This is a genomic window from Cellulosilyticum sp. I15G10I2, assembly GCF_900095725.1.
Classification (GTDB): domain Bacteria; phylum Bacillota; class Clostridia; order Lachnospirales; family Cellulosilyticaceae; genus FMMP01.
This window is the reverse complement of the sequence record NZ_FMMP01000028.1, coordinates 1-18,708: the sequence shown is the minus strand read 5'-3', so window position 1 is coordinate 18,708 and position 18,708 is coordinate 1. Positions and strand designations below refer to the sequence as shown.

Annotated in this window: 18 protein-coding genes, 1 rRNA gene and 1 other annotated feature (1 of these 20 only partly in view); of the genes, 13 read left to right on the top strand and 6 right to left on the bottom strand. The window is 33.8% G+C overall.

Going from position 1 to position 18,708, the window contains the following annotated elements:
• Positions 1 to 138, top strand: a binding site (T-box leader) (it extends 78 nt beyond the left edge of the window).
• Between the two features lie 101 nt (positions 139 to 239).
• A complete protein-coding gene (gene leuS, locus BN3326_RS18980) occupies positions 240 to 2,639 on the top strand; it encodes a leucine--tRNA ligase (RefSeq protein ID WP_070001197.1) in 2,400 nt (799 codons plus the stop codon).
• Between the two features lie 44 nt (positions 2,640 to 2,683).
• Here the strand turns inward: leuS and BN3326_RS18975 are convergent, their stop codons facing one another.
• On the bottom strand, positions 2,684 to 3,364 hold the full coding sequence (locus BN3326_RS18975; RefSeq protein ID WP_070000828.1) for a hypothetical protein: 681 nt from the start codon (positions 3,362 to 3,364) through the stop codon (positions 2,684 to 2,686).
• Positions 3,364 to 3,942, bottom strand: a complete 579-nt coding sequence (locus BN3326_RS18970) for an NAD(P)H-dependent oxidoreductase (protein WP_083258963.1) — start codon at positions 3,940 to 3,942, stop codon at positions 3,364 to 3,366. Before BN3326_RS18970 ends, BN3326_RS18975 begins: the two co-directional genes overlap by 1 nt.
• Positions 3,943 to 4,079: 137 nt before the next feature.
• Here BN3326_RS18970 and BN3326_RS18965 point away from each other — a divergent pair, with 137 nt between their 5' ends.
• Together BN3326_RS18965 and BN3326_RS18960 are read left to right on the top strand one after the other, a co-directional pair.
• Positions 4,080 to 4,667, top strand: coding sequence for a TetR/AcrR family transcriptional regulator (locus BN3326_RS18965; RefSeq protein ID WP_070000827.1), 588 nt, complete (start codon positions 4,080 to 4,082; stop codon positions 4,665 to 4,667).
• A gap of 59 nt (positions 4,668 to 4,726) precedes the next feature.
• Positions 4,727 to 5,269, top strand: coding sequence for a gamma carbonic anhydrase family protein (locus BN3326_RS18960; protein ID WP_070000826.1), 543 nt, complete (start codon positions 4,727 to 4,729; stop codon positions 5,267 to 5,269).
• Here BN3326_RS18960 and BN3326_RS18955 read toward each other — a convergent pair.
• Both BN3326_RS18955 and BN3326_RS18950 read right to left on the bottom strand, forming a co-directional pair.
• Positions 5,224 to 5,493 (bottom strand): hypothetical protein, encoded by a 270-nt coding sequence (locus BN3326_RS18955; protein ID WP_070000825.1) that lies wholly within the window; start codon positions 5,491 to 5,493, stop codon positions 5,224 to 5,226. The genes BN3326_RS18960 and BN3326_RS18955 overlap by 46 nt on opposite strands.
• A gap of 24 nt (positions 5,494 to 5,517) precedes the next feature.
• Positions 5,518 to 6,030, bottom strand: coding sequence for a hypothetical protein (locus tag BN3326_RS18950; protein ID WP_070000824.1), 513 nt, complete (start codon positions 6,028 to 6,030; stop codon positions 5,518 to 5,520).
• 134 nt (positions 6,031 to 6,164) lie between these two features.
• Here BN3326_RS18950 and BN3326_RS18945 point away from each other — a divergent pair, with 134 nt between their 5' ends.
• On the top strand, positions 6,165 to 6,545 hold the full coding sequence (locus tag BN3326_RS18945) for a hypothetical protein (RefSeq protein ID WP_070000823.1): 381 nt from the start codon (positions 6,165 to 6,167) through the stop codon (positions 6,543 to 6,545).
• A gap of 92 nt (positions 6,546 to 6,637) precedes the next feature.
• On the opposite strand, the gene BN3326_RS18940 is transcribed toward BN3326_RS18945, so the two are convergent.
• Both BN3326_RS18940 and BN3326_RS18935 read right to left on the bottom strand, forming a co-directional pair.
• Positions 6,638 to 6,895 carry a hypothetical protein gene (locus BN3326_RS18940; RefSeq protein WP_070000822.1) on the bottom strand — a complete coding sequence of 86 codons (258 nt, stop codon included), beginning with the start codon at positions 6,893 to 6,895 and terminating at the stop codon, positions 6,638 to 6,640.
• A gap of 17 nt (positions 6,896 to 6,912) precedes the next feature.
• Positions 6,913 to 7,122: a hypothetical protein gene (locus BN3326_RS18935; RefSeq protein WP_070000821.1), complete on the bottom strand. Its 210-nt coding sequence runs from the start codon at positions 7,120 to 7,122 to the stop codon at positions 6,913 to 6,915.
• Positions 7,123 to 7,496: 374 nt separating this feature from the next.
• Here BN3326_RS18935 and BN3326_RS18930 point away from each other — a divergent pair, with 374 nt between their 5' ends.
• The 9 genes from BN3326_RS18930 to BN3326_RS18890 form a co-directional block, all read left to right on the top strand.
• On the top strand, positions 7,497 to 8,870 hold the full coding sequence (locus BN3326_RS18930; RefSeq protein WP_070000820.1) for a beta/alpha barrel domain-containing protein: 1,374 nt from the start codon (positions 7,497 to 7,499) through the stop codon (positions 8,868 to 8,870).
• A 131-nt stretch (positions 8,871 to 9,001) separates the two neighbouring features.
• Positions 9,002 to 10,138: an isocitrate/isopropylmalate family dehydrogenase gene (locus BN3326_RS18925; RefSeq protein WP_070000819.1), complete on the top strand. Its 1,137-nt coding sequence runs from the start codon at positions 9,002 to 9,004 to the stop codon at positions 10,136 to 10,138.
• Positions 10,139 to 10,396: 258 nt separating this feature from the next.
• Positions 10,397 to 11,485 (top strand): ABC transporter substrate-binding protein, encoded by a 1,089-nt coding sequence (locus BN3326_RS18920; RefSeq protein ID WP_070000818.1) that lies wholly within the window; start codon positions 10,397 to 10,399, stop codon positions 11,483 to 11,485.
• Positions 11,486 to 11,563: 78 nt separating this feature from the next.
• The gene (locus tag BN3326_RS18915) at positions 11,564 to 12,682 is read left to right on the top strand and encodes an ABC transporter ATP-binding protein (RefSeq protein ID WP_070000817.1); all 1,119 of its coding nucleotides are present in this window, start codon (positions 11,564 to 11,566) and stop codon (positions 12,680 to 12,682) included.
• Positions 12,675 to 14,330, top strand: coding sequence for an ABC transporter permease (locus BN3326_RS18910; protein WP_070000816.1), 1,656 nt, complete (start codon positions 12,675 to 12,677; stop codon positions 14,328 to 14,330). The genes BN3326_RS18915 and BN3326_RS18910 overlap by 8 nt, the downstream gene beginning before the upstream one ends.
• 58 nt (positions 14,331 to 14,388) lie before the next feature.
• On the top strand, positions 14,389 to 16,119 hold the full coding sequence (locus tag BN3326_RS18905) for a sensor histidine kinase (RefSeq protein WP_070000815.1): 1,731 nt from the start codon (positions 14,389 to 14,391) through the stop codon (positions 16,117 to 16,119).
• Positions 16,097 to 16,900, top strand: a complete 804-nt coding sequence (locus tag BN3326_RS18900) for a response regulator transcription factor (protein ID WP_070000814.1) — start codon at positions 16,097 to 16,099, stop codon at positions 16,898 to 16,900. The genes BN3326_RS18905 and BN3326_RS18900 overlap by 23 nt, the downstream gene beginning before the upstream one ends.
• Before the next feature lie 28 nt (positions 16,901 to 16,928).
• Positions 16,929 to 17,744, top strand: a complete 816-nt coding sequence (locus BN3326_RS18895; protein WP_070000813.1) for an HAD family hydrolase — start codon at positions 16,929 to 16,931, stop codon at positions 17,742 to 17,744.
• Positions 17,745 to 18,306: 562 nt separating this feature from the next.
• Positions 18,307 to 18,708 (top strand): 16S ribosomal RNA (locus tag BN3326_RS18890); the annotation flags it as partial.

Here is an 18,708-nt window from a genome sequence, read left to right as displayed (position 1 = left end):
TAATATGAACTCATCGCTAAGTTCCATACTGAATATTGGAGTAGGTAATGGCGGTGCTTCCCGTTAAAGAAGATAAAGTGCGCAAAGAGAATTTTGCGAATTAGAGTGGTAACGCGGAAATAACCTTTCGTCTCTTAATATATGAATTAGGAGACGAAAGGTTTTTATTTTGAAATACGAAAGCAAGTAGTAGTTAATTTAAAGCGTATTCATTGATAGACGTACTAAAGGAGGAATATATTGTGAAATATGATCACAAACAAATTGAACAAAAGTGGAGAGCAAATTGGGATAAGGCACCAATTAATGTAGAGACCCCAGATAAAAAGCCTTATTATTGTCTGGATATGTTTCCTTATCCATCAGGAAATGGACTGCATGTAGGGCATTGGAGAGGGTATGTACTTTCAGATGTATGGAGCCGTTATCAAATTCTTCATGGTTACCACGTACTTCACCCGATGGGATGGGATGCTTTTGGGCTTCCTGCAGAAAACTATGCTATTTCTAAGAAAGTACATCCAGCTATTGCTACAGCCGAAAACGTAGCTAATTTTAAACGCCAGTTGCACGATATCAGTGCGATTTACGACTGGGATAAAGAAGTGAATACAACAGACCCTCATTACTATAAGTGGACACAGTGGATCTTTCTTAAAATGTTCGAAGAAGGTCTTGCTTATGAAAAAGAAATGCCTATTAACTGGTGCCCATCTTGTAAAACTGGACTTGCAAATGAAGAAGTGAAAGAGGGTTCTTGTGACAGATGCGGCAGCACAGTCACAAAGAAAAATCTGCGTCAATGGATGCTTAAGATAACAGCTTATGCAGAAAGACTTCTAAATGACCTTGAAGGACTTGAGTGGCCGGAAAAAGTTAAGAAGATGCAGTCAGATTGGATTGGTAAAAGTTACGGTGCAGAGATTGACTTCGAAATAGAAGGAGCAGACAAAAAAGTTAAAGTTTTTACAACAAGACCAGATACGCTATATGGTGCAACTTTTATGGTTCTTGCCCCAGAACATGAACTTGTTATGGCGCTTACAGCGGAAGAACAAAAGGCACAAGTAGAAAAATATGTTTTTGATGCATCTACTAAGTCATCGGTTGATCGTATGGCAGATAAAGATAAGACAGGCGTATTTTTAGGCAAATATGCGATCAACCCGCTAAATGGCGAGAAGCTTCCTGTTTGGATCTCTGATTATGTACTTGCGGACTATGGAACAGGCGCTATTATGTGTGTACCTGCTCATGATGAACGTGATTTTGCTTTTGCGACAAAATTTAAGCTTCCTATTGTACAAGTTATTTCAAAAACAGGAGAGATTGAAGACTTAAAAGAAGCATTTACTGAAGAAGGCATCATGGTTAATTCAGGAGAATTTAATGGTCAAAAATCAAGTGAAGCAAAGATTTCTATACCAGAGTACCTCGAAAAACAAAGTATTGGAACAAAGACGGTTAATTATAAACTTCGTGACTGGGTATTTTCACGTCAAAGATACTGGGGTGAACCTATACCCGTAGTCCACTGTGAACATTGCGGCGTAGTAGGGGTAAAAGAAGAAGATCTTCCTATTACATTACCACAAGTAGAAAGCTATGAACCAACAGGTACAGGAGAATCGCCACTTGCAGCAATAGATGAATGGGTTAATACAACCTGTCCAAAATGCGGAGGCCCTGCAAAAAGAGAAACCAACACAATGCCGCAATGGGCTGGCTCCTCGTGGTACTTCTTAAGGTATCCCAATCCACACAATGATAAAGAACTTATCAGTAAAGAAGATATGAAAAAATGGCTGCCGGTAGATATGTATGTGGGCGGGATTGAACATGCCGTTCTTCATCTTTTATATGCAAGGTTTTATACTAAATTTTTATATGATATCGGCACAGTAGATTTTGAAGAACCTTTTACACGCCTTTTTAATCAAGGCATGGTTACAAAAAATGGTGCGAAAATGAGCAAATCTAAGGGTAATGTAGTTTCACCGGATGAGCTTGTAGAAAAATATGGTTGTGATTCCCTACGTATGTATGAGCTTTTTATTGGACCACCAGAACTTGATTCAGAGTGGGATGATAGAGGGATTGAAGGCGTATACCGTTTCTTAAATAAAGTATGGAAACTAGTTGATGAGAATAAAGCAATACCGGCTACTAAAGATATGGAAAGAATCCGACATAAAATGATTTATGATATTACACTACGTATGGAAAGTTTCAGCCTTAACACAGTAGTTAGCGGTTTTATGGAATATACCAATAAGCTTCTGGATCTTCAAAAGAAACAAGGTGGTATTGATCAGGATACAATCCGAACGCTTATTATACTGCTTGCACCATTTACACCACATATCAGCGAAGAGCTTTGGCAGACACTAGAGGGTAGCGGCAGTGTATTTGCAAACGAGTGGCCAGTTTATGATAAGGAAAAAATGAAAGAAGATGAAATCGAAATAGCTATTCAGATTAGTGGTAAAGTAGCCGGTAAGATTACAGTAGCCACTGATGAAGAGGAAGCAAGTGTACTTGCAAAAGCAAGACTAGCAGCTGCAGCTAAGCTCGAAGGCAAGCAAATTATAAAAGAAATTTATGTTAAAGGTCGTATCGTTAACATTGTAGCTAAATAAATAGAAATGGGCACAGATTCTGCAGAATCTGTGCCCATTTCTATTTATTTAGCTATTCTTGCGTACATCAGTTTTTTAGTAACATTATTTTTTTTAGCAAGAACCAGCCAAAATTTATTTCCCATCAAGATAAAGAACCATTTTGGAAATTTATAATTACCAAAAATAATTTTTTTATCATAGGGTAAAGAATCAAGTTCTTTGATGCTATTGATAAGTAAACAGAGTGCATCGTAAACAGGACGCGCTACTTTAGAATTTAAAGGAATTTGATCTTTTGTAGATCTAATCATTTCACCGCCGCCTAGTCCTATGCCTCCACACCACTTAAAACCTGTTGCTAGGCAATAATTTTCTAAAATGCTAAGTGCATTTTTATTTTGATGTCCCTCAATAAAGCCACAGTTAGCAAGTGCATAAAGCGCAAGGGGATTTGAATCATTTATAGCGTGTTGTTTTTTATAAGCCTCTAAATTTACCAGTGCCTCTAACAAGCTAGAAGGTAAACTATCAACATAAAGAGGGAAGACAATAACAATTAACTTGCAAGATAGAATATTTTCAAAAAGATCATGTTTATTTGGTTTGTTTAGAAGTTCTAGTGCATTTATTATAAGTTTTTCTTTAAAAGTATTTTGAAGCCCTCTCCAGATATAATCTATAAGATATAAAGAGCAGCTCTCGCCCGTTTTAGGGCTTCCATTTATAAAACAAATTTTAGCCATTAGATATTTCCCTCCATACTATCTTTTGAAAGATATTTTTTAATATCAATAGCAACTTTTAACATATCATTTTCATTACTACAGAAATAAACCTCAGGATCAGATGCATCAAGATTAGCAGCATTTGCTTTTGTAAGAGCGGTAAAGGTGTTTTTTTCAGCAGGTGTAATGTTATCATTATAAGCTACCATTATAAGATTGGGACGTTTAATATAACGTTGTTTGTGATGCACTTCACCTTTAGACCTTTTAAAAAAAGGAAGTAAAGTAGGGATTAAACGATCTAATGTTCTTTTGATAGCAGGGCTGTATGAGCCATATAAGAGAGGTGTTACATAAATAAGCAGATCACTGTTAATAATGTCTTTGTTAATAGGTGTTGTAATATCCTTAAAAATACAGCTGCCAGGAGTCTGCACCCAACAATTAAAGCATCCGATACAATGCCTAGCTGAATCCTTATCTATAGCATACCAGTTGATTGTTTGAATGTTTGATAAATGGTCATGGAAGATCGTATTAAGCGAACTTGATATTGGATGAAGATTAGAATTATCATATATGATGGTTGTATGCATATAAAACCCCTTTCTATGTTAACGGTGTAAACATTAAAGAGATTATAGCATTGTATGTTTACAGTGTCAACATATTTGGATATAATAAAATGAAGATAAAAAGATTTTTTATTTAGCATTAAAAAAAGGAGAATAACATGGAAAAAATGAGTTATCATCATGGCACCTTAAAAGAAGAGATGATAGAAAAGGGGCTTACTTTGATTAATGATGAAGGGATAAAAGGATTTTCTCTTAGAAAAGTAGCGGCTATGTGTGGTGTAAGTCATACTGCACCTTATAAACATTTTAAAAATAAAGAAGAGTTAATGGAGGTGATATCAGAACGGGTGTTACAAAGTTTTAGTGAATGCTTAAAACAGGCTATAGAAGAGGGGAAAAACAAGAAAACAAGTATGGCTGAGGTTGGAAAGGCTTATGTAAAGTTTATGCTTGAGCATAAAGAATACTTTAAGTTTATATTCTTTAGTGATTATAAAGTGAGTGTATGCCTCAAAGGAAAGCATTTTATTTATCAAAAGGGTAACCCTTTTGAGGTTTTTTGTACCGGAGCAACTACCTATCTTAAAAATTATGTACAAGACGAGCAGCAGATTAATTATATCATTTTAAGTATGTGGAGTATTGTACATGGGATCTCTACACTTATTATCAATGAAAGTTTTGAGTATGAGGGAGATTATGAAGAATTAGTTGGAAAAATGCTTACGATAGGGCCTATATAAATGTAAGCAGTCTAATATAGACTTTACAATAAAAAGATAAAAAAATAAGGAGGAAAGAGATGATTCATCCATATAAAAATGAATTGCCTGAAATAGATCAAAGTTGTTTTGTTGCGGAGGGAGCACACATAATAGGTAAAGTACGTATAGGTAAAGCATGCAGTATTTGGTACAATGCTGTTTTAAGAGGAGATGTTGAGACTATTACTATAGGAGACTATACGAATGTACAAGATAATGTGGTGATACATGTTTCCAAACAAGATTCAGCTTATATAGGAGAGGGGGTAACTATAGGTCATAGTGCAATTATTCATGGGGCGACAATAGGGGAGTACACATTAATTGGTATGGGAAGTACAATACTGGACGGGGCGCGTATAGGGAAAAACTGTATTATAGGCGCTAATAGTCTTGTGACAGCAGGAACAATTATTCCTGATGGCATGTTAGTAATAGGGACTCCAGCAAGAGTTTTAAAGCCTCTTGATGAAGCCCAAGTACAGCACATTAAACAATCTGCAGAAGATTATGTTCAATTGGCAAAAGCATATAGTCAGCCCATTTTAGAGGTCATTAAAGAAACAAATGCTTCAAATTGAGCCCGTTTATTAACTGGGATGCGGCTTTTTAGATGATCTAGTAAAGCAGCCTGCATATCGGGTGTAAAGTTAACGTTTTTTTTCTTGGCTTCATTAGAAACAGCCATAAGCGTTCCTATAATTTCTATATCACTTTTATAAGATAAAGAATTGATAGTCCCTTGCAATGTAGATAAAAAGCCCTGATCCACACCTTTAAAAGCGGGGTGATTCATTAAGTCCATAATTTAGACCTCCTTGATTAAAGTTTATTTGATAAAACTAGATAATACTTTTAAAATTTGAAGTTGATTAGGTTCAAGCACACCAGAAAGTTTGTCGATTACATCAGAAGCTTTATTAATAGAAGCGCTATTAGTAGGGGCTGTACTTTGTGGATTTGGATCTGGAGAAGATGGAAGAGGTATGTTAGCAGTCAATGGATCATTGCCTGTATAGCTAGAATTATAGGGCTCTGTAGTTTTTACAGCAAGTAAGTCTTTAACTTCCGAAAGTTTCAAGATAGCATCTATAAAATACGCACGATCATCAGAAAGATTTGTCCTTATGTCATTAAGAAATTTTTTTTCCCATCCTGTATCACGTGGTATAGTTATTGATCTTACAAATTCTTCTTTTGAAAACAAATCTATAGTAGACATTAACTCGAACGCTTTAATAAATATAGCTACAGCCCTTTGTTTATCAGGATCTAAATAAGGAACCAATGACTTAGAAATCATCAAAAAATCATTATTCATAGCAGAGTCCAGTGAGATCATAAAAACCCTCCTTTTAAATAGTATCTTTTATAATGTATGACCGAGGATAAATATATTAGAACTAATTAAGTTATTTTTATAAGACGTACAGAATAAAATATTAGTGAAATAATATTTGAAAGAGTTGATAAGTGATGGAAAAAGAATTGGTTACTTTAAATTTAGAAAGGGACTTAAATGAAATAGCTTCTCTTATATGGGGGTATATGGATAAAACATACATATCTGATTTGAAAAGTAAAATTAATGGCTATAGGCAAGAGTGTAAAGAAAATCTATGTAAGGAAGCACAACTGATTAGAGCACTTATTCCTTTTATGAGTGAAGAAAAGAAGATGCTTGAATTTGTTATAGATTTAATAATTTATAATGATATGATTGAAAGAAGTTTTAAGGATTATGAGATGTTATCCAATTTATATAGGGATGAAAACAAGGATAGAGAAAGTCTAAAAAAATTAACTTATAAGTTAATTCTTTTTAAGTTAATAACAGCGATAGAAAAAGGGGAGTAAATAAGGGCATAATAAAAGGAGGTAGCCATTAGGCTATCTCCTTTTATTATGCCTCTCTAGTAATTAGCGTGCTAATAATGCAGTAAAATATGTTATTGAATTTCGTTGCGGAATATGCCTGCGCCACAGCCGTCGCCAGCTAAAAGCATGTAAGCAAGAACAGCTATAATAATCCACATCCAAGTATTTCCACCACAACCAAATAAATTAGGGAATGCACACTCAAGGCCGCCACCACCAAAGATACCGCCTACGCCAGCACCGCCACGACCATAGTTGCTAAAAAGTAGGAATGCTAAAAGTATCCATATCCAAAGTGTATTACCTGCAAAAATTCTACTATCATCCATTATATTTACCTCCTATATTAAATAATAAAATTAAATAACTCTTTTCCAAATAATAAAATAATACCAAGTAAAATCAATATCCAGCTAAGACCACCACAGAAGAAGAAAGCTGCAAGTATAAGTAGTACAGGGAGTAACCAAGATCCTTTATAATCGCTATGAGAAGGTGAACCACATGTGTTATATGAAGCGGGCCCATAATCATAGCATCCGCTGAAGCCGGACATATTAGACCTCCTTATATATCTTACATATTTTATTGTATTAAACTAAGTTTAAAAAAATGACTTGAATTACCAAAAAAGGGAAAAAAATTATTTTTTTCTATCGCTTGTATTATTTTTTTCAAATTTCAATAAAATTAAAGAAATGGATAAAAATCACTTATTTTCTTTTTAATGTATCTTCCATAATATAGTATGTAATATGGTAAAAAATGTTACTCTTGTAAATCATTTTTTTAAAAATAAAAAATTAAGAAATCTAATTAATATTTTAAAAGCAAATTATTGACAGAAAGAGTATAATTGTATACAATTATACATAGGTGAATTGTGCGACAATTAAAGGATTGTAAACTAAAAAGTGCAGGGGTGATAAAGTGTTTGAACTAAATAAGCGGTCTAATTTACTTGAAAGTCCTGAATATAGGTATAAATTAGAAGAACGTGAAGAGGCTAATATGTTTAGAGAATTTTACCCATATGACGAAATTCCTAAGATAGCATTCAATAATGTGCGTGTGCCTATGATAATGCCAGAAGAAATAGTTATCACAGATACGACCTTTAGAGATGGGCAGCAGTCAAGAGCACCCTATACAACAGAACAGATTGTTCATATTTATAAATTGCTTAATAAATTAAGTGGCCCGCAAGGGGTCATCAGACAAAGCGAATTTTTCTTATACAGTGAAAAGGATAGAAAAGCTGTTTATAAATGTATGGAACTTGGCTATGAATTCCCACAAATTACATCATGGATTAGAGCCTCAGAAAAAGATTTTGAACTGGTTAAACAAATGGGCATTAAAGAGACAGGGATACTTGTTAGTTGCTCTGATTATCACATATTCCACAAATTACATATGAAAAGATCAGAAGCTATTGCACATTATACTAAAATCGTAAAACAATGTATTGAAAAGGGTGTTATACCACGATGTCATTTTGAGGATATAACACGAGCAGATATTTATAACTTTATTGTGCCTTTTGTAAGAGAACTTATGAAATTAAGTGAAGAGACAGGTGTTCAAATTAAAATTCGTGCATGTGATACAATGGGATATGGCGTAGGATATCCTGGAGCAATGATTCCAAGAAGTGTACCAGGAATAATATTTGCACTGCATCAATATGGCGGTGTTCCCAACGAATGGATCGAATGGCATGGTCATAATGATTTCTACCGTGCAGTAGCCAATTCAACTACAGCGTGGTTATATGGATGCAGCGCGGTAAACTGCTCTTTATTTGGAATAGGTGAAAGAACAGGTAATACCCCTCTTGAAGCGATGGTGTTTGAATACGCTCAACTAAGAGGGACTTTAGATGGGATGGATACTACGGTTATTACTGAACTTGCAGAGTATTTTGAACATGAAATAGGAGAAAAAATACCAGAAAGAACACCATTTGTAGGTAAAAACTTTAATGTAACCCGTGCAGGTATTCATGCGGATGGACTGCTTAAAAATGAAGAGATTTATAATATTTTTGATACAGATAAATTTTTAAATAGACCTGTAAGAGTGTCTATTAGTAATACTTCAGGACTTGCTGGCATTGCACATTGGATTAATACAAACACAAAGTTCCCTATGCTGAAAGATTTAGAAAAAAGTCATCCGCTTTGCTTGAAGATTAAAGAATGGGTAGATAAAGAGTATGACGAAGGTCGTATTACTGTGATGAGCGATGAAGAACTTGAAGGATTTATTAATGATTATTTAGTACAAAATCTGTACAGTTAGTAATTTATTTATATTAAGATATCGAAGCAGATTGAAATAGAATTGGGACAAATTGGACAATATAGTATAAAGTTTGGTATAATATTAGCGGATTCTAAAATACTAAGAGAATAGATCAGGAGGTTAGTGAGATGGATAAAATACAAGCTGCTAAAGAGCATTTTACTAAAGTAGTGGAAGAGCAACTTGCTCGCGTTGCAAGAATGAAAGAGGATACAGAGGTTGTTGATTACGCGAAGCTTGATAAAATCATTATTGGATGCTGTGGCGGAGATGGTATAGGCCCAGCTATTACAGCAGAAGCAGAAAGAGTACTTCGTGCAGTACTTAAAGAAGATGTTGAAAGCGGAAAAATTGAATTTAGACAAATAGAGGGTCTTACTATAGAAAATCGTATAGCAGTTAATAAAGCAATTCCAGATGATGTACTTGCAGAAATAAAAGCTTGTCATGTTATTCTTAAAGGGCCTACAACAACACCAAGCAAAGGTGATGGTCCTAATATTGAAAGTGCAAACGTTGCAATGAGACGTGAACTTGATTTATTTGCTAACGTAAGGCCTGTAGCTGTACCAGAAGAAGGGATTGACTGGACTTTCTTCCGTGAAAATACAGAGGGTGAATATGCACTTGGAAGCAAAGGTATTGCTATTGATGAAGATATGTCTTTTGATTTTAAGGTAATAACAACTCAAGGGACAAGAAGAATTGCGAAAGCGGCTTTTGATTTTGCCCGCAACAATGGTAAAAAGAGCGTAGCAATTATTACAAAGGCTAATATTCTTAAAAAAACAGATGGTAAATTCTTAGAAATTTGCTATGACGTAGCTAAAGACTACCCAGAGATTCAAGTAGATGACTGGTTTGTAGATATCATTTCAGCAAACCTTATTAATGAAAAGGTTAGAAGTCAGTATGAAGTATTTGTACTTCCAAACTTATACGGAGACATTATTACGGATGAAGCTGCACAGATACAAGGTGGCGTAGGTACTGCTGGAAGTGCTAACGTTGGCAATAGATATTCGATGTTTGAAGCAATTCATGGGAGTGCGCCAAGAATGCTTGAAACTGGACGACAAATTTATGCAAATCCAGCAAGTATGATTAAAGCTGCAGAACTCCTGCTTCGTCACATTGGCTATCCACAAAAAGCTGATCAAGTATTAAATGCACTCAAAACTGCAAATGATACTGTTAAAATGACAGGAAGAAGTGATGGGGCAACAGGCGCAGAGTTTGCGAACTGCGTAATTGAGAATTTATAAGATATAAAAGTTGAAAGAAAAACACTTTCAAATTTTCATTTGTGACAGTATCACAAGCAATGGGTGTAAAAATGAATAAATAGAATATAGAAATACAGCTTATGATTCAAAATCATAGGCTGTATTTTTTTGTATAGTTCATTTTTTAGTATATTTTAATAGTTTTTTCGGATTGAGGAAATACAGATAAACCTTTAATATTGAGTTAAGATAACTTATGGTATCTAGTAACTAGCAAATCTATTAAAAAATGGGGGAATGTACATGAAAAAAATATTTTCGGCTTTTTTAGCAGCTATGGTTTTATCAACAGCATTTACAGGCTGTAGTAGTAAACAAACAAACACATCGACAACATCAACATCTACAGAAAAAGAGACAAAAGCAGTGGCACAAGACAAAGGGGGGGATACAGGCTCAAAGAATCTTGTTGTGTACTGCCCGCATCCTCTTGAATTTATTAATCCGCTTGTTAGTGAGTTCGAAACACAAACAGGTGTTTCGGTAGAAGTAGTAGCAGCGGGAACAGGAGAACTTTTAAAAAGAGTAGAGGCGGAGCAAGGTAATGCGCTTGGAGATATCTTTTGGGGTGGTTCTTTATCAACAATGGAACCTAAAAAGGATCTTTTCGAAGATTATCAGTCTATTAATGAAGAGTATGTACTTGATAATATGAAAAATACAGAGGGATCTTTAACAAGATTTACAGATATACCAAGTGTTATTATGGTTAATAAAAATTTAATAGGTGACATTAAGATCGAAGGCTATGAAGATCTCTTAAATCCAGCCCTAAAGGGAAAGATCGCACATTGTGATCCTTCTAAATCATCCTCGTCTTTTGAACATCTTATTAATATGTTATATGCAATGGGAAATGGAGAACCAGAACAAGGATGGGACTACGTAGAAAAACTATGTAAAAATCTTGATGGTAAGTTGCTTAGCGGCTCTTCGGCGGTATATAAGGGGGTAGCAGATGGAGAGTATGCTGTTGGACTTACCTTTGAAGAAGGTGGTGCCAAATATGTAGCAGATGGCGCTCCTGTAGAACTTGTTTACATGAAAGAAGGGGTTATTTCTAAAGCAGACGGCGTTTATATTATAAAAGAAGCTAAAAACTTAGAAAATGCGAAGAAATTTATAGATTTTATCACAGGGAAAGATGCTCAGACAATTATTATTGAACAACTTAACAGGCGCTCGGTAAGAAAAGATGTTGCACCACCTAATGGGTTAAAAAAGATAGAAGAAATTAACTTAATATACGATGATCAAGAAGTTGTTATTGCTAAGAAGCAAGAATGGCTAGATAGATTTAAAGATATATTTACAAGTGCACAATAGTATGTGAAGTAAAAAATAATATTTTAAACCCACAACAACAACTTTTGTTGTGGGTTCATTTTATAAGGAGGAAGTATGATGAGTGTGGCGATAAATGTAGAAAATGTAATTAAAAGATATGGAGATATTACAGTAATACCTGATTTATCAGTTCAAATAGAGAATGGTGAGTTTTTCACACTACTTGGGCCATCAGGATGTGGAAAAACAACTCTGCTTAGAATGATAGCCGGTTTTAATAGTATTGAAGGTGGAAATATAAAATTTGGTGATACGATAATTAATAGTATTCCTGCTCATAAACGCAATATTGGTATGGTGTTTCAAAATTATGCTATTTTTCCACATCTTACAGTTAGACAGAACATAGAATATGGCTTAAAATTAAGAAAGATTAAAAAATCAGAAATGAATGAAAAAGTTGATAGGATCCTAAAAGTTGTAAAAATTGAAGGTTATCAAGATAGATTGCCTGAAAAACTATCGGGTGGACAACAACAACGGGTTGCTCTAGCAAGATCTATTGTTATTCATCCAAGTGTCTTGCTTATGGATGAACCATTGTCTAACTTAGATGCAAAACTAAGAGTTGAGATGCGTAGCGCTATAAGAGATATTCAAAAAGAAGTAGGTATTACAACAGTTTATGTTACCCACGATCAGGAAGAAGCACTTGCTATTTCAGATAGGATAGCTGTTATGAAAGATGGGGTTATTCAACAAATAGGAAAGCCACACCAGATTTATATTCGTCCATCCAATGTTTTTGTATCTACTTTTATAGGTCACTCAAATCTATTTAGAGGAAGGCTGTTTAATAATGGAGGAGAGGCTGAAATAACATTTGAAAATAGCTATAAGATTAAGATGAATAATCTACTACATAGAGATAAAGAGGAAATACCTGTTGTTATTTCAGTAAGACCAGAAGAGTTTTCAATAAGTGAACAAGGGTTAGCGGTTAAAATTAAAAGCAGAACTTTCTTAGGCAAGTATGTTAATTATGAAGTAGAATTTGATGAAGAGATGCTGCTTCCGGGGCAGCCAAGCATAGAATTTTCGCAAGATATAGGGCATGCACAAAGAACTTATGAGGTGGGAGAGCAGATAAGATTAAGGCCTAATCCAAGTAAGATAAATATTTTTACTGAGGATGGGTTAAAAAATCTAATTGAGGAGGCCCCTGAGTATGAATAAAAATAAGTTTAAACTTGACTTTTGGAATATTATAACATTAATTATTATGGGGCTTTTTGCATTGTTTTTAATTTATCCCTTATTATCATTATTCATAAGTGCCTTTAAAGATCCATTAACAGGAACACTTACTTTAGATAATTTTATAAAGTTTTTTCAAAAAAAATACTATTATCAATCTATGTTAAATAGTTTTAGTGTAACAATTTGTGTAACCTTATTAGCAATAGCAATAGGTGCACCGCTGGCTTATTTTATGACGAGTTATAAAATAAAAGGGAAAGCAGTAGTAGAGATTCTGGTTATTATATCTATGCTTTCACCCCCTTTTATTGGAGCCTATTCATGGATACTATTAGGTGGCAGAAGTGGTGTGTTAACAAAGTTTTTTTCTAACTTATTTGGTTTTCAAATGCCGTCGGTTTATGGTTTTGGAGGCATATTACTCGTTTTTACATTAAAGCTATATCCTTTTATTTACCTATATGTATCAGGTGCTTTAAAGAAGATAGATGTATCTTTAAGTGAAGCAGCAGAAAGTTTGGGGTGTAATTCTTATAAAAAAGTTATAACTGTTATATTACCTTTGATATTGCCAACTATATTAGCAGGTTCACTGCTGGTGTTTATGAATGCTCTTGCAGACTTTGGAACACCGATGCTTATTGGAGAAGGCTACAACGTAATGCCCGTACTTATATATTCAGAGTTTATAAGTGAGGTAGGAGGGCAAGCTAATTTTGCAGCCGCGATGGCGACTATAATGGTTTTAATAACTGCACTTTTATTTATTGCACAAAAGTATTTGGTGAATAGAAAGTCATTTACAATGAGTTCCCTAAGACCTATACAAGCTAGAGAAATATCAGGAATAAAATCACTATTTATACATGCGTTTATTTATAGCATTGTATTTTTAGCGATTATACCACAGCTGACTGTTATTTATACTTCATTTTTAAAGACGAAGGGTTCTATGTTCGTAGCAGGTTTCTCAATAAAAAGCTATCAAATGGTGTTTAAAAATCTTGGGAAGGCTATTACCAATACCTACTTATACGGTTTAATAGCAATTATTATTATCATTATATTGGGTATGTTTATTGCGTATATCTCCACAAGAAGAAAAAACATATTAACCTCAATTATTGATTCAACAACAATGTTTCCGTATATTATACCAGGATCTGTACTTGGGATTACACTGCTTCTTGCATTTAATAAGAAGCCTGTGCTTTTAAGTGGAAGCTTTTTAATTATTATTATTGCTTATGTTATACGACGTTTACCTTATACACTTCGCTCGAGTGCGGCGATACTTTACCAAATCAGTCCGAGCATGGAAGAAGCCTCTATAAGTCTAGGGTGTTCGCCGCTCAGAACTTTTTTTAAAGTAACAGCTGTTATGATGCTGCCAGGTGTTTTGGCAGGGGCGATCCTAAGTTGGATTACGGTTATTAATGAACTAAGTGCATCTATTATACTGTATACTGGAAATACTAAGACGATGTCAGTTTCCATATATACAGAGGTTATCCGTGCAAGCTATGGGACGGCAGCGGCTCTTTCAACCATTTTAACACTAACGACTGTTATTTCGCTCGTTATCTTCTTTAAGCTCTCAAGAAACAAAGAAATTAGCCTTTAGAGATGAAAAACAAGCAATCATAGATAATATAATAAAGTTTATAAGATGAGGTGAGGGTATGAACAATCAAAGACGAAATGATTTTAGAAATGATATCAGGAAGACTTTTGTGGTTTATGCCCTTATTCCTATTGTAATTATTACTTTTGTGAGTTATTTAGCAGTGTTTTTTATCTGGAATAATGCTATTATTTATCGAACTAAGGAAAATATAGACCACATATCTTATGAACTTGAGCAAACTATATCATTAGTTATTGATAAAACAGATGAGATAGCCGTAAGCGGCGATTTTTATAAGTCATTAGATAATATTGAGCAAAAGACTAATGTTTATCAAGAACTTTATTCTTTTACTAATAAGATTAAAGAAAAGGTAGATTTTTATATCTTTGATTCTAGCACGGATATGTTAGTAGGAAGCAGGCAAAATATACCTAGTTTTGTAACGAAAGACAATAATATTTCATGGGGTATCATTAAGCGGATGAAACAAAATCCTTATGATGTTGTTTTTGAATGTAACAAAGTTTATAAGGATAATATAAAGGTAACTGAACTTATTATCGGAAGAGCTATTATAAATCAAGAAGTAATAAAAGGGTATATTGTTTTTGTTTTATACGGAGAAGAATTTATCAAATCCATAGGAAATTCTGTAAGTCAAATAGTAGTTACGGATAGGTATGATAATATTTTTTTAGCAACTACATCTGTGTATAGCAATTTTTTAGATAAATTAAAGCCAGATTTTAGAAATACTATTGGCTATGCTAAAGTGGAAAAAAATAAATATTATATTTTAAGAAAACATATATTACAAAATAGACTTGCAATATATGCGATAAATCCCTTAGGCAGTTTGTTATCAGTATTTACTTGGGTAGGATTATTTTTCATTTTAGTATTTGCAATGCTCATTTTAGCTATATTTATAATCGCTAAAAAAATAGCTTTTGAAAAAACTCGTATTATAGATAGAATTGTAGATGCATTTAAAGAAGTGCAACAAGGGAATTTAGACGTAATACTTGATATAAAGTCCTATGATGAGTTTGAAATTATTGGTGAATCTTATAATATGATGCTTGCCAGTATTAAAAATCTCATTATTACAAATGAAGAAAGAGTAAGGCAGACTATCATGTCCGAAATTAAACAACTTGAGTCACAGTTTAATCCCCACTTCTTATTTAATACATTAGAACACATTAAATATATGGCTAAAATGGATCCAGGGGCAGCCAGTAAAATGATTGTTAATCTTTCAACGTTACTTCGTTATAGCATTAGTAGTAATATTAGTGATGTAACTATAAATGAGGATCTAGAATACACTAAAAATTATTTACAGATACAAAAAAACCGGTTTTCTAATCGTTTTACTTATACTATGAGTGTTGAGGAGGGAACTGAAAATTGTATAGTTCCTAAACTAATTATTCAACCAATCATTGAAAATGCCATTAAGTATGGTTTTGAAAGCAGAGATACGCTTGAGATAAGAATTAAAGTATGTTTTGTTGAAGAGAGACTCATTATAGTCATATTTGATGATGGGATAGGAATGGAGGAGGAGCATCTCAATCATATTAAAGCTATATTAAATGGAACAACAAACAATAGTTCGCATATTGGACTGTATAATGTACATAGAAGAGTAAAACTTATGTATGGAGAAGATTACGGCATTGATATTAGAAGTGAAAAGTTTGAAGGAACAGTTGTAAGAATCATATTGCCTATCAATAAAAGAGGTGAGTGTTATGCTGAGAGTATTGGTCGTTGAAGATGAAGATATGATAAGAAAAGGATTTATACATACTATCGACTGGATAGCAATGGGGTGTTTAGTAATTGATGAAGCCTGTAACGGTGAAGAGGGGCTTGAAAAAATCCAAAAACTTAATCCAGATATTGTCATAACAGATATTATTATGCCGAAGATGAACGGGATTGAAATGATTGAGAAGGCAAAAGAGATATATACGTTTAGAAGTATTATTTTAACTAGTTATTCAGAGTTTGAGTATGCTCAAAAGGCTATCAATTTACAAGTATGTGAATACCTTTTAAAACCTGTGGATGAAGAGATGCTTTTTGAAGTGATTCAGAAGTTAAAAAAGGAAATCCAAGAAAAGCGTGCTTATAATGAAATTATTGAACGCACAAAAGATAAAAAGGCTATTGATCTTATAGACATAGATATTTATATTCAATCAAACACTCAATATAATTATTATGTTATAGAAGCAATTAATCAAATAAAAGAAAACTATAATAAGAAAGTCAGTATAGAATTAATCGCTGAGACATTAAATGTAAGCGCCAGTTACTTGAGCAGGAAATTTAAAGAAGAAACATCTCAAACGTTTTTAGAGGTGCTTAATAAATATCGTATACAAAAAGCTATTGAGTTTTTACATACAGGTAATTACCGTGTTTATGAGGTTTCAGATTTAACAGGATTTAGTGAATATAAGCATTTTTGCAATGTATTTAAAAAGTATACACAAAATTCACCTACAGAATTTATTAGAAACAGTAGTTTTATTATCTATAAAGGTTAAAAAATTATAATAGATTGGAGAGAATGATTTGAAAAAATATGAAGACATTTTATTTATTAGTGATTTAGATGGGACACTTATTACAACAAATAAAGCTATTTCAAAAAAAAATAAAGAGGCAATTCGTGATTTCATTTCACAAGGAGGAGAGTTTACTATAGCAACAGGCAGAACTGTTCAAAATGTATTGCCTTATTTAGACGGATTAAGTATTAATAAGGCTTGTATACTTTATAATGGCGGCGCAATTTATGATCTTGGTAAGAAAGCATTTATAGCTTGCAGTTTTTTAAATAAAGATAAAATAGTTGATGTTATAAAATGGATTTTAGAACAGTATAGTACGTTATGTATTCAAGTTTTTACAACAGAAACAATCTATATTGTTAATCATGATAAAAGAGTAGATCCAGTAGTATTGGCAGAAAAACAAGCATTTAAATTATCAGATATCGAAAGTATTTTACATAAAGAATGGATGAAAATTATCTTAAATGGGATTCATGAAGAACTAGTAGAGTGTGATACATATTTAAAAAGCACACTAGAAGAAGGTGTAATCCATACAGTATTCTCAGTACCGACATACCTTGAAATCCTGCCGTTTGGGGTGTCAAAAGGAACAGCTTTAAAAGAGCTTATTAAACTTACAGGGGCACAGAATAAAAAGGTTATAGCCATAGGAGACTATGATAACGATATTGAAATGATAAAAATGGCTACAGTAGGAATTGCTACTCGTAATGCTTCAGAAGGTGCGAAAAATTCTGCAGATTTATTAACTGTAAGCAATGATGAGGATGCTATTTTTGAAGTCATCACCCATATCTTGCCTAGTGTCTGAGTTTTATGGAATGAGGAAAATATCTGCATCTTAATGTTATCACGATGAAAAAATGCAAGATTATTTCAAAATAGCAGGAAATACCATGGAGGGATTACGTTTGTAATGGTAGGTTTTATAAGGGGAGAGCGGTATATAGTTTTTTCAACTTTTGATATCCAGTACAAGATTATGATGGATACGTGTTCCGACAGAGGCCATGATGAGTAACCTAGTAAGTATTAAATAATTATGTATAATTTTAGAGAAATGACATATATTAATGAATGTATCTAAGGCTATAAGAAAAAAATAAAAAGATTTTTAAAAAAAGGTGTTGACTTGTGTCAAAAATCATGTATAATAGTAAAAGTCGCTACTAGTTAACGGCATCAAGCAAAGGGACGTAAAGTCTTGATATTGCATAATTCAATGAACTTTGAAAATAGAATAGTAACCATAAAACCAGTCGATTCAAAAGAACTTTATACAAAGTTCGAATCAAGTGCTTAAAGAATAGCGATGTTCTTTAAAAGTACAAGTAATTAAGTCAAATGCAACTTAAATGTTGTTGGACAAACTTTTATATGAGAGTTTGATCCTGGCTCAGGATGAACGCTGGCGGCGTGCTTAACACATGCAAGTCGAACGGACTAAGAGAGCTTGCTCTCTTAGTTAGTGGCGGACGGGTGAGTAACGCGTGGGTAACCTGCCCTATGCAGGGGGATAACAACGAGAAATTGTTGCTAATACCGCATAATCTACCGAGGTCGCATGACTTTGGTAGCAAAGATTTATCAGCATAGGATGGACCCGCGTTGGATTAGCTAGTTGGTGAGATAACAGCCCACCAAGGCGACGATCCATAGCCGGCCTGAGAGGGTGAACGGCCACACTGGGACTGAGACACGGCCCAGACTCCTACGGGAGGCAGCAGTGGGGAATATTGCACAATGGGCGCAAGCCTGATGCAGCGACGCCGCGT

Coding starts and splice junctions, on each gene's coding strand:
- BN3326_RS18970 (WP_083258963.1), bottom strand. CDS start 3,942: ATGCATACAACCATCATATATGATAATTCTAATCTTCATCCAATATCA.
- BN3326_RS18965 (WP_070000827.1), top strand. CDS start 4,080: ATGGAAAAAATGAGTTATCATCATGGCACCTTAAAAGAAGAGATGATA.
- BN3326_RS18900 (WP_070000814.1), top strand. CDS start 16,097: ATGCTGAGAGTATTGGTCGTTGAAGATGAAGATATGATAAGAAAAGGA.
- BN3326_RS18915 (WP_070000817.1), top strand. CDS start 11,564: ATGAGTGTGGCGATAAATGTAGAAAATGTAATTAAAAGATATGGAGAT.
- BN3326_RS18960 (WP_070000826.1), top strand. CDS start 4,727: ATGATTCATCCATATAAAAATGAATTGCCTGAAATAGATCAAAGTTGT.
- BN3326_RS18935 (WP_070000821.1), bottom strand. CDS start 7,122: ATGTCCGGCTTCAGCGGATGCTATGATTATGGGCCCGCTTCATATAAC.
- BN3326_RS18940 (WP_070000822.1), bottom strand. CDS start 6,895: ATGGATGATAGTAGAATTTTTGCAGGTAATACACTTTGGATATGGATA.
- BN3326_RS18905 (WP_070000815.1), top strand. CDS start 14,389: ATGAACAATCAAAGACGAAATGATTTTAGAAATGATATCAGGAAGACT.
- BN3326_RS18925 (WP_070000819.1), top strand. CDS start 9,002: ATGGATAAAATACAAGCTGCTAAAGAGCATTTTACTAAAGTAGTGGAA.
- BN3326_RS18910 (WP_070000816.1), top strand. CDS start 12,675: ATGAATAAAAATAAGTTTAAACTTGACTTTTGGAATATTATAACATTA.
- BN3326_RS18945 (WP_070000823.1), top strand. CDS start 6,165: ATGGAAAAAGAATTGGTTACTTTAAATTTAGAAAGGGACTTAAATGAA.
- BN3326_RS18975 (WP_070000828.1), bottom strand. CDS start 3,364: ATGGCTAAAATTTGTTTTATAAATGGAAGCCCTAAAACGGGCGAGAGC.
- BN3326_RS18950 (WP_070000824.1), bottom strand. CDS start 6,030: ATGATCTCACTGGACTCTGCTATGAATAATGATTTTTTGATGATTTCT.
- BN3326_RS18955 (WP_070000825.1), bottom strand. CDS start 5,493: ATGGACTTAATGAATCACCCCGCTTTTAAAGGTGTGGATCAGGGCTTT.
- BN3326_RS18920 (WP_070000818.1), top strand. CDS start 10,397: ATGTACATGAAAAAAATATTTTCGGCTTTTTTAGCAGCTATGGTTTTA.